Source organism: Dehalococcoidia bacterium (genome assembly GCA_041649635.1).
Lineage (GTDB): Bacteria > Chloroflexota > Dehalococcoidia > E44-bin15 > E44-bin15 > JAYEHL01.
Genome location: JBAZMV010000001.1, coordinates 336,652 through 349,229 on the forward strand (window position 1 = coordinate 336,652; position 12,578 = coordinate 349,229).

General features: G+C 55.0%; 15 protein-coding genes. All 15 read right to left on the bottom strand.

Annotated features, from left to right (window positions below; genetic code table 11):
* Positions 1-118: 118 nt before the first annotated feature.
* Entirely contained in the window at positions 119-1,141 is a 1,023-nt protein-coding gene (locus WC562_01610) for a lysylphosphatidylglycerol synthase transmembrane domain-containing protein (protein MFA5054856.1), read from the bottom strand.
* A gap of 21 nt (positions 1,142-1,162) precedes the next feature.
* Positions 1,163-2,065 carry a signal recognition particle-docking protein FtsY gene (ftsY, locus tag WC562_01615; GenBank protein ID MFA5054857.1) on the bottom strand — a complete coding sequence of 301 codons (903 nt, stop codon included), beginning with the start codon at positions 2,063-2,065 and terminating at the stop codon, positions 1,163-1,165.
* 52 nt (positions 2,066-2,117) lie between these two features.
* Complete coding sequence (locus tag WC562_01620; protein MFA5054858.1) at positions 2,118-2,981, bottom strand: aminotransferase class IV; 864 nt, start codon at positions 2,979-2,981, stop codon at positions 2,118-2,120.
* 2 nt (positions 2,982-2,983) lie between these two features.
* Positions 2,984-3,574 carry an aminodeoxychorismate/anthranilate synthase component II gene (locus WC562_01625; protein MFA5054859.1) on the bottom strand — a complete coding sequence of 197 codons (591 nt, stop codon included), beginning with the start codon at positions 3,572-3,574 and terminating at the stop codon, positions 2,984-2,986.
* Between the two features lie 2 nt (positions 3,575-3,576).
* Positions 3,577-3,864: a hypothetical protein gene (locus tag WC562_01630; protein ID MFA5054860.1), complete on the bottom strand. Its 288-nt coding sequence runs from the start codon at positions 3,862-3,864 to the stop codon at positions 3,577-3,579.
* Position 3,865: 1 nt separating this feature from the next.
* Positions 3,866-5,350 carry an aminodeoxychorismate synthase component I gene (gene pabB, locus WC562_01635; protein ID MFA5054861.1) on the bottom strand — a complete coding sequence of 495 codons (1,485 nt, stop codon included), beginning with the start codon at positions 5,348-5,350 and terminating at the stop codon, positions 3,866-3,868.
* 19 nt (positions 5,351-5,369) lie between these two features.
* Positions 5,370-6,308 carry a hypothetical protein gene (locus tag WC562_01640; protein MFA5054862.1) on the bottom strand — a complete coding sequence of 313 codons (939 nt, stop codon included), beginning with the start codon at positions 6,306-6,308 and terminating at the stop codon, positions 5,370-5,372.
* A 67-nt stretch (positions 6,309-6,375) separates the two neighbouring features.
* Positions 6,376-8,001, bottom strand: a complete 1,626-nt coding sequence (locus tag WC562_01645) for an ATP-binding protein (protein MFA5054863.1) — start codon at positions 7,999-8,001, stop codon at positions 6,376-6,378.
* Positions 7,998-8,579, bottom strand: a complete 582-nt coding sequence (locus tag WC562_01650) for a hypothetical protein (protein MFA5054864.1) — start codon at positions 8,577-8,579, stop codon at positions 7,998-8,000. The genes WC562_01645 and WC562_01650 overlap by 4 nt, the downstream gene beginning before the upstream one ends.
* Positions 8,580-8,602: 23 nt before the next feature.
* Positions 8,603-8,929 (bottom strand): multidrug efflux SMR transporter, encoded by a 327-nt coding sequence (locus WC562_01655; GenBank protein MFA5054865.1) that lies wholly within the window; start codon positions 8,927-8,929, stop codon positions 8,603-8,605.
* 31 nt (positions 8,930-8,960) lie between these two features.
* Complete coding sequence (locus WC562_01660; GenBank protein MFA5054866.1) at positions 8,961-9,566, bottom strand: GNAT family N-acetyltransferase; 606 nt, start codon at positions 9,564-9,566, stop codon at positions 8,961-8,963.
* 33 nt (positions 9,567-9,599) lie between these two features.
* Positions 9,600-10,313, bottom strand: coding sequence for a hypothetical protein (locus WC562_01665; GenBank protein ID MFA5054867.1), 714 nt, complete (start codon positions 10,311-10,313; stop codon positions 9,600-9,602).
* Positions 10,314-10,375: 62 nt separating this feature from the next.
* Entirely contained in the window at positions 10,376-10,810 is a 435-nt protein-coding gene (locus WC562_01670; protein ID MFA5054868.1) for a C-GCAxxG-C-C family protein, read from the bottom strand.
* Positions 10,811-10,838: 28 nt separating this feature from the next.
* Positions 10,839-12,032: a DNA double-strand break repair nuclease NurA gene (locus WC562_01675; protein MFA5054869.1), complete on the bottom strand. Its 1,194-nt coding sequence runs from the start codon at positions 12,030-12,032 to the stop codon at positions 10,839-10,841.
* 24 nt (positions 12,033-12,056) lie between these two features.
* Positions 12,057-12,377, bottom strand: coding sequence for a hypothetical protein (locus WC562_01680; protein ID MFA5054870.1), 321 nt, complete (start codon positions 12,375-12,377; stop codon positions 12,057-12,059).
* Positions 12,378-12,578 lie beyond the last annotated feature (201 nt).

A 12,578-nucleotide genomic window follows, 5' to 3' on the forward strand; every position in this document is an offset into this window, starting at 1 on the left:
TAGATCTCCCCTCGGACTGGAAACAGCCTGAAACACCCGGATTTATTCGACCGCATAGGAAACGCATTATTCGCTGCCGACGTTGAATCAGGCGTAATACAGACTCATAAGTCAGCGATTACAGCTTCTGAGACCTCTGATTACGGCCGATCGCTTTCACTTTCGCGAGGGAGAAATTCTCTTTCCACAAGAACACAAAACCCAGCGCTATCACGGGGAAGAGGATAACGGCATGCAGGACGATGACATAAGCGCTCACCGAAGCTTCATAAACCGAACTGGCAACTCCGGCAGGTATGAAGAGCATCATTGTCAGTTTGCAGAAATAATCGAAAGGACCGACGCCTCCGGGAGCAACGAATATGAGCGCCCAACTCAGACTAGCGACCGACGTGACCAGCAACATAATATAATACGGTTGCCCGAGATCGAAGGAACGGGCCGTCATGTAAAATAATCCCGCCTCGCACAGCCAGACCAGCACTGAGAATGTCAATGTAACAAGAAGCTGTTTCGGGCTGCGCATGAATCTCAAACCGTCTATCATATTAAGCAGCCATGCCTTCACGGCGTCGCGCCATCTCCTGGGCAATATGAGCAGCAGAAAATTTATCACCCTGTTCCTGAACCGTTCTGAGAAAACAAGCAAAAAACATAGGAGCAATGCAACCGAAAAGAGGCCGGCCGCGACATCAACCGCCTGCTCGATCCTGCCGGATAAAGGGGCCACTATCGATATGAATAAAGCTAACACAAACAGTATTATCCCATCGAAAACCTGCTCGGCGACCATGGTTCCACCGACCGCCATCTTGCTTATGTTTTCTTTCTCTCCCAGAATATAAGCTCTGACAACTATACCGAGTCGCCCGGGTAATAAATTATTAACCATAAATCCGATGACCACCAGCGGGAATAGCCGAAAGGAAGAGAACTCTCCCAGCGGTTTCAGAAAAAATTTCCAGCGCCAGGCGCGGAGGTAGACGCCGCAGAAATAGATGAGCACGCCGGGGATGAGGTAGACGTAGTTCGCTTCCTTTAACGCCTGGCCCATCTCGGCAAAATCCGTCCTGTATAGAAACAGGAAAAGCAGAACCGCGGAGACCGCGGCACCAAGCAAGAAGTGCTTATTTCTTAACAACTATATTCCCCTTTTCGTCGATCAAGAGGAAAGCTCCTCGACGAATGCCTGCGCGTCGAACGGGGCGATATCGTCTATGCCCTCGCCAGTTCCGACATACAAGATCGGTATCTTGAGCTGATCGCAGATCGCCAGCACGATGCCGCCTCTGGCCGTGCCGTCCAGCTTGGTCAGAATGATCCCAGTCACATCGACGGCTTCGGTGAAATACTTGGCCTGGGAAAGGCCGTTCTGCCCCGTAGTAGCGTCCAGAACGAGGAATACCTCGTGGGGAGCGCCGGGATCGCTGCGGGAGATGACCCGCTTTATCTTCTTCATCTCCTCCATGAGATTGAACTTGGTGTGCAGCCTCCCCGCGGTATCTATCAGCAGCACGTCCGCCCCGCGCGCCCGCGCCGCCTCCAGGCCGTCGAATACCACCGCCCCGGGGTCGGCGCCCGATTTGTGATAGACGACATCGGCCCCGATGCGTTCTCCCAGGATCCGTATCTGCTCGATAGCCGCAGCGCGGAACGTGTCCGCAGCGGCGATTATTACCTTTTTCCCCTTCTTAATATATATGTTCCCCAGCTTGGCAGTGGACAGCGTCTTGCCGGTGCCGTTAACGCCGACCGCCAGCACGATCAGCGGCCGGGCTGAAGCATGCTTCTCCTCCGATGGAATCGATACGTTCAGGATATCGACCATCTCCTGCTTGAGCGCAACGTACACCTGATCGCTGCTGTCCAGCTTCTCGCTCCTGGCCCTGCTTCTAACGCGCTCGATCAGTTTCGCGGCGGTGTCCATCCCGACATCCGCCGAAATCAATAACTCCTCCAGATCATCCCAGAGCGTATCCTCTATCGCGCTCCGTTCAAAAAGCGTGGTTACCTTGCTGAACCAGCCTTCCTTGCTTTTCTTCAGTACCTTATCGAATATTCCCACTGATGTAACCTCGCTTAAATTCAGCTATGATAACACGGTCTTGCAAGCACGGTCAACGAATGGAAGACCAGGTCAGCTTCCTGTATTCCGCAGTAAGAAGCTCGGTGATTTTGCCGCGACAGCCCATACCGACCTCTCTGCCTTCAATCGAAGCGACTGGCATTATCTCGATGACCGAGTTCGTTATAAATACCTCTTGCGCCTTCTTCAGTCTTTCCACACCGATCGACTCCTGCATTAACTCGATGTCGAGCTTTGCGGCCAGATCGATGACGATGCCGCGCGTGATGCCGGGTAGTATTCCAGCGTCTACCGGAGGAGTTACGACCCTGCCTGATTCGACTATTAATATATTGCTGGCGCTGCACTCGGCCACGCAGCCATCGGTATTGAGCAGTATGGCCTCGTCGCATCCGGCGCCGACGGCCTCTGTGTGAGCCAGCATGTTCTCCATATACCCCAGCGTCTTCATGCGGCACAGCGGAGACTTGTTGTTCCTTCTGATGCTGGCGATGGAGGTACGCAGGCCTTTTGAATATTTCTCGACAGACGGAAGAGAAAGCGCCTCAACAGTAATTATTGTTGTAAGATTTCCGGTCGACGGAAGGGCGATACCGCGGCTGCCCTCACCCGCCGTGACCGTCAACCTGATGCGCGCATCTTCAAGGCCGTTAGCCTTGAGCGTCGTCAACACGCCGCCCTCCAGTTTTTCAGGCTCAAGCGCCTCTTTTATGCCCAGGAAGGCCGCCGAATCGGCCAGGCGGGCTATGTGACGGTCGAGATAAAAAACGCGGCCGTTGTAAGAACGCATCGTTTCAAAAAGACCGTAGCCGTAGAGGAAACCGCGATCGAAGGCCGATATGCGAGCCTTGTCCCTGCTAACGAGCTCGCCGTTGATATAGACCAACTGCTCCATCTCTAAAAATCCTCACCCCATACCGGGCTGGAGATAGCGAGAAAGCGACCTATCATATCGTATCCGGCCGGGGTCAGCACAGACTCGGGATGGAATTGCACGCCCTCGACCGCATACCGCCGATGGCGGATGCCCATGATATGACCGTCCGACGTGGAGGCTGTGACGGCGACGTCGTCGCACAGCGTACCCGGACACACGGCGAGCGAATGATAGCGTCCCGCATCGAAGGGATTTTCCACGCCGGAATATATGGTGTTGCCGTCATGGTATATGAGCGACGGCTTCCCGTGAACCGGGCGCGTCCGCTCGATGCGCCCCCCGTACACATACCCGATGCACTGATGCCCCAGGCAAACCCCCAGGATCGGAACCCGGCCGGCAAAGTGACGCACCACATCGTTCGATACGCCCGCCTCCAGAGGCGACTTCGGCCCGGGCGATATGATGATATGAGACGCGCTCATGCGCTCGATATCTTCGACTGCGATAGCATCGTTCCTGTACACCGTCGGCTCGTATCCGGCGCGCCCGACATACTGCGCCAGGTTGAAGACGAAAGAATCGTAATTGTCGATTATAAGAACCGCCACGTCTAAGCTTCCAGACGTTTCTTCATTTCGTTTATCGTCTCCTGGAAACGCTCGGCCGTCTTGGCCGCGTGCAGCATCTCCCTCTGCAGGCCCTTCATCTTCTTTTGCAGGTCCTCTATCATCTGGGCGGAATCATCCGTCCCCGCGGATATAAGCTCAAGGTCGAGCTGAAAGTCGCGCAGGAAACCTTGGGACACCTCGATGAACTGTTTGAACCCGCTAACGATCTTGGGCAGCGTATTGATGATCAAATCCTCGTTAGACCCCGCGGGATATTTTCTTGCCGACATATCAACTCCTTAAACTTCCGGCCGTATTCTTCAAACCCAGCGCCGCCGTGAGCGCCCGCGCCTTGTCCAGCGTCTCCTGATACTCCATCGCCGGATCGGAATCCGCTACGATGCCGCCTCCGACCTGAAAGCAGACCCTGTCACCTTTGATGACGAAGGTGCGTATCACGATATTCAGGTCCATGCCGCCGTCGAATCCCAGGTAGCCGACCGAGCCGGTATAGATGCCCCTCTTCGTAGGCTCGAGCTCATCTATTATCTCCATGGCCCGCACCTTGGGCGCGCCTGTTATCGACCCGCCGGGGAAGGCGGCCTTGAGCAGATCGATCCTGTCGTTGCCCCGTCCGAGCTTGCCTTCGACGGTGGATGTAAGCTGAAACACCGTCGCGTATTTTTCCAGTGTGCACAAATCATCGACCTTTACCGAGCCGTATTCGCACACCCTGCCGAGGTCGTTCCTCTCCAGGTCCACGATCATGATATTCTCGGCGCGATCCTTCCCGCTGCTCAAAAGCTCGGCGGCAAGCGCCTCGTCCTCGGCCGGCGACCGCCCCCTCGGGCGCGTGCCCTTCATCGGCCTGGTCTCGACGCGGCCGCCCGAAACGCGCAGGAACCTCTCGGGAGAAGCGCCTGCGACGGTAACATCCCCGAAATTCAGGTAGCAGGCGAAGGGTGCCGGGCTCTCGCCGCGCAGCCGCAGATACAATTCATACGGGTCGCAGGGCAGTTTCGATTCGAAGCGCTGCGACAGGTTCACCTGAAAGATGTCGCCGTTCGCTATGTATTCTATAGCGGCTTCCACCGCCTTGATATATTCATCGCGCGTGAAGTTGGAGTAAACCTCCGCCCCGTTTTGCGATTCTATAACCCGAAGGCGAGACGACTTTTCTCCAGCATGTCCCCTATCAGCACTTCGACCGTTACTACATACAAGCTGTTTCAGCTCCTCGACGCGCTGTCCAGCTTTTCTCTCCCTTCGAATTTCATCGACCTCCGGCAGTCCCGTGGAAACGACGTAAGCTTTATTCTCGACATGATCGTAAGCGATGACGGAATCATAGAAAGCCACGCAGCAGTCTGGAATCATCATATCATCCGTCGCGGTAGCCGGCAGCTTCTCGATAAAGTGGCACAGGTCGTATCCGAAATAACCGACAGCCCCTCCCGCAAACGGCACCGGACACCTCGACGAATCGATGTTATATCGAGCCAGTTGCTCCCTTAAAATTTCGAAGGGATTGCCGCTGACATAAATCCTTTCGTCGCGCGAAACGAGACTGGTTTCACTGCCGCGGCTGATGAGCACAAGAAAAGGGTCGCTGCCGATGAAAGAATACCGACCCAGGCCGTATGGATTGATGCCGCTGTCCAGAAAGAAACTCCAAGTATAATCCTTGATAACCCTGAAAGCATCTTGGGCATCGATACAGTCTGTCAACTCTTCGATGAAAGGATGATTATTCGAGCGGCTCCGGATGCTTGCCATGAGTCGTCTACCTTGAGCCTTACTGGATGGTCAGCCTGGTAATTTCCACAGGTTGCGCTTTCCTTTTCACGAGCTTAAGCCGCAGCAATATAAAGAACACCAGCGACAGGAGAAGAAGCGGCAGCCAGGAAAGCACAAACGTCGCCAGCATCATTACGGAGAAAGCGATAGCGGTAAACGCCATGGGGATATAATCCTCATACGGCTCCATATCCTCCTGCACCTCTTCGTCCAGATAGAGGCGTAATTTCTGCAGTATCTCCTGCTTTTGCGGATAGGTCATGCTTGCCGGCACAACCCTGTCTATTATGTGATTTTCCGCGAACTCGACCAGGGTGCTTATGCTCTCATCCGTAAGGTTGAATCCCTCCCTGTCTATGCGGTCCGCATACCCGAAATAAAAACTGGTACATGCCAGGCCGACGAGAACGACCAGGAAAATGGTCTGGCTGCTGCGTATTTGCCACACGGAAAACCTTATGCGATGAGCGATCTCCGTCCTGACCCCGGCAAGATAAATAAGCCCCATGACGAAATAGATAGCCGACACCACCAGGCTGAGTATCGAAATCTCAAACGTGAGGAACAAAGCTAATGAAGAGACGAGGAAGCAAAGCGCCGCCACCCAGAACGGGCGGATCAAAATGGCTACGAATCCGGCGGCTACCGCGACGGCGGCGAAAGACCCCATCACGCACAAGCCCAGGCGAATAGACTCCCACCAGCTCCACGACCCCGGATACAGATGCACGTAGCCGTCCCCGGCCCACTTCAGCGCAAGGCCAAAGAAAGCTCCGACCCCAGCCAGCAGCAGACCGAAAACTACAACCTTTATCAGCCATGGGAATTTATCGCGTTTCCTGCCGCTCTTGGCATGCTCCGAGTAATCCGGCGGGAAATCCTCCCCATCCATCCATTTCTTCTTTGCCCGCGGTTTCCTAAAGTTCAGCATCTTCATTCTCCACCTCCTTGCAGCCCTGTCACCTCCCCCTTAGCAAAGGGGGAATGAGGGGGATTTCAAATACTCACTCCGCAAACAGGTCTTTCAAATCCTTATCCGATTCCTTCTTGCACTCCAGCGCATCGCGAAGTCCGAATTCTTTGTACGATTCCGGAGTGCCGTAATCGCGCGTCTTCACCACCACCGGCATCGGAACCGCATGCCCGAAGATTAGCGCCTGCTGCCTGCTGTCCAGCTTGGACAGCACGGCCTTGAGCTCGCCCTTGCCCGACACTCCGGTGAGCGCGCTGTCGATATCCCTCTCGTTATCCAGAAGGCACGTTATCTTGGTGCCCAGCTGGCTCATTATCTCCTCGTCGATGCCGCTGGGACGCTGATCGACCACGAGCAGCGTCACGTTATACTTACGCATCTCGCGGGCGATGGTTCCGAATATCGTCTGCCCCGACAGCTCGCGGCTGAGGAACTTATGCGCCTCCTCTATCGTGATAACAAGGGGACGGGGCTTTGTTCCGCCCTCGGCCAGCGCCTTCTCAGTTCGCTCGCGATACATGGCATGTATGCGCCGCGTGAGCAGGTTGGCAACGAGTATGTAAGCAGCCGTGTTGTCGCCGTAACGCCCGAAATCGAGGACGACATGTATGCCGCGCTCAAGATACGATAGAATGCTGTCGATGGCGCTGCCCTTCGCCTCGGAAACCAGGAACGGCATGCGCTTGAGTACGCTGAGACGGCGGTGCAGCGCGGCCAGCGTCGCCTCGTGTTCACCCAGGCTCTCCGCAAGTTCATTCAGCGCATCCTTGCCTTCGACGGACAGAAACTCCTCCAGCCACTTGCGACCCCTGTAATGCCGGGCCAGCCGGTACGGCACCCCTACCGCCGCGTCGGTCAGGTCCAGAGTTTCCTTAAGCAGAGCGATATCGTCAGGCTCGATTTCATCGTAGCCTATCATAACCTCATAATCGGGCGACACCTTGCGCCTGCGCGCGCTCTCCGCGTCGAGCGCGAATATCGCCACCTTCGAGACGAAGAGCTGCTTCAGCCCTTTAACCGATTTGCCTCCCTCGCTCGTTCCTGACCAGCCGTACTCGTTATGCATATCGAAAACCAGGTTGACCGCCGAGCCCTCCTGCAGAATACCGACGAGAACCAGCCTGGCGAGAAACGTCTTGCCTGTTCCGCTCTTGCCGAAGATGCCGTTGGAGCGCATAACCAGCTTGGAGGTATCGAGGCGCACCTTGGTCTCCATGTCGAGCGGCGTCCCTATGTAGAACTGCCCTTCGGTAACGGAGCCGAACACGGAACCCATGTCTATATCATCGGCCTCGCGCACGACGGAAAAATGCGCCGGCACCGTCTTCACCGGCTGCGGTCCGTCCAGGATATCGCCGGCATCTCCCCCTATCGTCAGCATCGGCAGCACGTGCAACCTGCCGAAGGTGCTGGTGCCGTTTATGACCTCGGCGACAAAGGGATCGGACACATCGGGAGGCGCGGACATGATGCGCTGATCCGAGGCGTCGAGCGTGACATCCGTGACCATGCCGAAGAACTTTCGCTTCCGGCCTTCGATCGTGACGTAGCGGCCCACCGCTAAATCTTCAACCGATACATCCCCGTCAAGCCTGACGTCGATGCCCTTCGTCAGCGCGCCGGAGATAACGAATCCCAGCCTGCGATCCCCTGTCACGGCTTCACCTTTTTCAGTATTATGTTAAGTCTATTAGTATCTCCCGCCATCATCAGCGCCAGCTCTTTGCCGGCCTTTACTAAAAATTCACGCGACCCTTCTTGCGCCGCGGCAGCGTTACGCAGGACGGCGGCGATGAGCTCGTTCGATCGTTCCGGGATATCGACGAGCATGCTGAGATATGACAGCGAACTATTGAATGCAGCCACCTCTTCGTGCTCACACGAGTAAACGAAGCTGTGTATCCGGGCCGGACGCGGCGGAATATACTGGCTGATACTCCCTCCCTCGCCATGTCCGACAACTATGGCGCTGAACTCGGTGCGCATCAGCTTCTCCAGCTGCGGATTGGAGCGGTAGATATCCTCCTCGCTGACGTCCCCCCTGCCGCGCGCTATGGGACGGCGCCCCGGCTCGATGCTTGAAGTAGAAGCATCCGACACTATCGCGTATATATCGATATCGCCATCCCTGGTACGAACCAGTCTGCCGTATTGAGGCGGGCTGTGCAGCTCGTAGCACTCGGCCGTGAAGCCGCCTGTCGATGATTTGATTACTTCACCGATCTTCTCAGACAAATCGTTATTCCCCCGTTACCCCGTTACCCCGTCACCTTGGTAAAACTCAGGCCGACCACGCCCGCGATTATTAAAGCGATCGAGCCCATCTTCAGGGCGGTCACCGGCTCCTTGAAATGCAGTATGCCGATAATCGTTATTAATGAGATGCCGACTCCGCACCATATGGCATAAGCGGCAGCGAGACCGATGCCCTTTTTAAGCGCCAATGCGAAAAGAAAAAATGATATGCCGTAGAACACGAATATCAGCACCGACGGCACGATTTTGCTGAATCCTTCTGACAGCTTCATGCAGGTGGTGCCCGCCACCTCGAATCCTATAGCCACAAATAATATCAACCAGCCCATTTGGTACCCCCGACAATCGATGTCCCCGGTATCAAAGATTCTTAACCATGCGCACGAACTCGAACTGCTCGCCTGCTATCGTCGTCCTCTTCAGTTCCCCGTGCTCCTGCATCCCAAACCGCTTGTAGAACCTGATAGCATCCTGATTGTAGGTCTCGGCATCGAGCACGATCTTGTCGGCTCCGGCTGCCACGGCCTGCTCCTGCATGAAATTCATCATCTCCATGCCGAGCCCTTTGCTCCTGAACTCGGGGTAGAAACCGAGCACAGCGATGTACCACGTTCCATCATCCATGCGTCCCAGATTCTCGGCGGACCACTGCATATGCTTCATCTGCTTGAAGAACTTCAAGCCCATGCCGCGGATGATCAGAAGAGTCGTCTTATTCTGCTCCTTCTTATTAACCTTCCAGTCATACGCGACGGCCATCCCGGCATTCTTACCATCCACCTTCATGAAATACGTATGCGTGAAGCCCAGCATGTTATCACGATGATGGAAAAGGCTCTTGTGAATTTTGTCATGTATGCCGTCATAGAGCGCCGGCAGATACTTTGGAGCGGCTATCAGAGCCAGGCGCGCAAAGTCCTCCGCGCTGTCCGTCGCGATAGCCGATACTATACTGCGCTCAACCATTATGAAAACCTCCTACGGTAATAGCGCCCCTCTCTACTTAGCACCCTGTTTCCTGCCCGCCTTGATCGCGTCCAGCATGTTCTTAATACCATGCGTAAAGACCAGGTCTTTATCCCAATTCTGGCCGTCATAAGCAACGCTGTACACATTTAATATCTCATGCACCGTATCTATAGTGCGATTAATCTCATCGATATCCACCGGGCACTCGTCGAAAACGTTGATGTGCTTCTTGGCAACTTTCCTGTCTATATACGCAAGCGCATCATCCTCCCACTTCTTCAGCTTCTTTAGGGGCATATCCTTTAACTTCGTTCTATGCTCCTTGATTACATCATGTGTTAATTGAAAGGTCTTCTCTTCCTCAACCTGCTTCTCGAGGATCATTTCTTCCTCGTAGCGCTTCCTTCTATCGGCGGCAGGAACGGCAAATATATCCATGTTCTTCTCGGCAAAATCCAGCAGATAGAAGATGCTCGCGGTGCCATCCTGATTCTCATCCAGCATTTTATTCAAGCGCAGCAGCGTCTCCAGTAAATGGCCGCGCATGCTCAACGTAAAGAAAGTATGCGCCACGTTCATCTCTTCTGAATATTCCTCAATAGAATCCCATAAGTGTTTCCACGTTGTGAAATGCCAGTTAGCGCAGTTTAGTTCTCCTCTCAGCATATGGCTCAACCTGATGAGCTCTTCCTCTTTAGCGGTTAACTTCATATTCGTGTTTTTGCTAGTGGACTTCCCTTTCATACCTCACCTCTCATTAATATATTAATTAGCCTGACCGGTAAATCTTTCTCAACTGTAATTGATTATAATATCATTTCCAGAATCTCCGCTGCATCCCGCACGAAACCGGGACAAACAGTAGAAAACAACTGCCTCTCCTTTGCGATTCGATTTCCCTCAGGGGTGCCGATATCGCATCCCAGCAGCTCCCTGCATTCAATAGTACCATTCTTGGCCTTGAATTTCTCGACGAATTCCTTAACCAGGGCATTAGTCTTGCGCTTTGCTTCATCGTCGTTGACACTCGTCCTGCCGTATTTGAGGCCGATAACCATAAACGCGCCTGTTACGGCGCCGCACGTTTCGCCCATAAGCCCCATACCGCCGCCAAACCCCTGAGCCATCTTCAACGCGACATCGCGCTCAACGCCCATCTCCGCGGCGAACGTTGTAAACACCGCCTGCGAGCAGTTGAACCCTTCATTAAAAAGCGAAACTGCTTGCTCGATTCTATTCACTTCGACGCTCCAGTCTCAATTATCTTACTTATACCCACCTCGTCCGCTTGCTGCGGCTCTTGCCGGATGATTGCATGTCTATCCCTTTATCAACCATAGCCTGCTCCACCAGCAGGCGGAACGCCTCGCGGTCCGCGGCCGTGACCACGGCCTTCTCGTGCGCCTCCATCAAGGCCGCCGGATAGCCCAGCCCGCGGCGGCACTGGTCAAGCACCAGCGCATGCGTTAATCCGACCAGGTCATCGCGCCCGGCAACCCACTGCGGCACCTCCACCCTGAGAATCTCCTCGTCAGCTTTCAAATAATAGAAGTATATCTGATGTTCACCGTAGTATTTATGCACGTATTTCGAGCCGCTCAGATACAGAGCCGACCTCTGTCCTGTATCGAGCACGGCATCGAAAACGGCGATGTCTGTAATCCCGTTTAAATCATCGCACTCGCGCTCGCGCCCCTCGGCGCGGCAGCGCTCGCAATCCGCCGGGTCGCAGCCGCAGACGTAAACCCGCAGCGCGTTCACAAGATCCGCGTTGCGTGGGAAGCTGGTGCAGGCGCACAGGGCGAACGGGCCCTCTTCGCTTCGACGTTTCATAATATCGAAAGCGCCCAGATAATCCTTATCCAGCAGCTCCCCGCGAATGAACCCCTCATAATCCCTAGGAGAGAGCCCCCACAATACCAGCGACCCGTCCGCCATCGCCAGGGTTGCTCGATCTATGGGTTGTTTCGAAACGGTATCGGCGAGCGCGGCGCATTCCGCAATGGCGCGCTTCACCCCCAGCAGAGGCCCCTCTATCAGTTCCACCCTGCCGCTCGCGGGATCGATCAGAGTCAAGTCTTCGCCGAAGTATATGCGCGCCTCGCTTGTGATACACGCGTCAGGATTTACACCATACTGTAAAACGACGCTGCCTATATTTATCAGATAGCACCTGAGCGAGCTGTGACGATCGACCTCGATATGCGAGCCGTCCGTAGCCAGCACCGTGAACTCCTGTGGACACAGCGGGGCATCATACTTCAGGTTGAAGCCTTGAGCTATTCCGGCTACAGGCCACGGTGTATTGCAAGACGCTATCTTGGAAATAAGGGCAACCTCATCCGCCCCGGCAAAGAGCTTGAGCGCCCGCGCCAGGCGGCCCCTGCGCTCCTCGCCATCGAGCCCGGCCTGAGCCGCCATGTTTTCTATCTGCGCGGCGACATTGGAGAACTCTAACGGCATCGGCAACTCCGCAACGACAAGCCGCTATCCCTTGAAATCAGGGGGCGACTGCCAGAATGATTCCCAATCCTCTTTACCCACTCCCAGATCGGACAACACCCTGTACGGCAACTGAAAGGAGACGCCGCCCTCCCTCTCGATCTTCTTGATATGCCTGGCCAGCACAAAGGTCATCATCTTGGCATGCTCGTAGCTCATCCAAACGCGCGCAACGGTATCCGGCACCTTTCCCGGCCCCGGCTCCGGCGGCGACTTTCTGAAGCTCAACGCCATACCATACGGCCCGCCGCTGACGATAAACTGATCGCTGTATACATCGGGGATAGCATTCTCGCCTTCACTCATAGCGCCCTCCTGTGATAGGTGGAGTATAGCACAGCGATATGCAAGGGGCAATGCAAAAAAGCCGATTGCGATACCACGTAGGGGCGGTTCGCGAACCGCCCCTGCCACAGAAGGCGGCGGCGGCGTTTTGACTATGACGAAATTAACGAAAAGGTGCAGGAGATTTCTCTCCTGCCGGGGGACTTGGGGGTGTCCCCCAAT

What these genes read in the sequence shown, in the direction of transcription:
- WC562_01620 (MFA5054858.1), bottom strand. Translation starts at nt 2,981, where the DNA reads ATGGAGCAGTTGGTCTATATCAACGGCGAGCTCGTTAGCAGGGACAAG.
- WC562_01630 (MFA5054860.1), bottom strand. Translation starts at nt 3,864, where the DNA reads ATGTCGGCAAGAAAATATCCCGCGGGGTCTAACGAGGATTTGATCATC.
- pabB (MFA5054861.1), bottom strand. Translation starts at nt 5,350, where the DNA reads ATGGCAAGCATCCGGAGCCGCTCGAATAATCATCCTTTCATCGAAGAG.
- WC562_01640 (MFA5054862.1), bottom strand. Translation starts at nt 6,308, where the DNA reads ATGAAGATGCTGAACTTTAGGAAACCGCGGGCAAAGAAGAAATGGATG.
- WC562_01655 (MFA5054865.1), bottom strand. Translation starts at nt 8,929, where the DNA reads ATGGGCTGGTTGATATTATTTGTGGCTATAGGATTCGAGGTGGCGGGC.
- WC562_01660 (MFA5054866.1), bottom strand. Translation starts at nt 9,566, where the DNA reads ATGGTTGAGCGCAGTATAGTATCGGCTATCGCGACGGACAGCGCGGAG.
- WC562_01665 (MFA5054867.1), bottom strand. Translation starts at nt 10,313, where the DNA reads ATGAAAGGGAAGTCCACTAGCAAAAACACGAATATGAAGTTAACCGCT.
- WC562_01675 (MFA5054869.1), bottom strand. Translation starts at nt 12,032, where the DNA reads ATGCCGTTAGAGTTCTCCAATGTCGCCGCGCAGATAGAAAACATGGCG.
- WC562_01680 (MFA5054870.1), bottom strand. Translation starts at nt 12,377, where the DNA reads ATGAGTGAAGGCGAGAATGCTATCCCCGATGTATACAGCGATCAGTTT.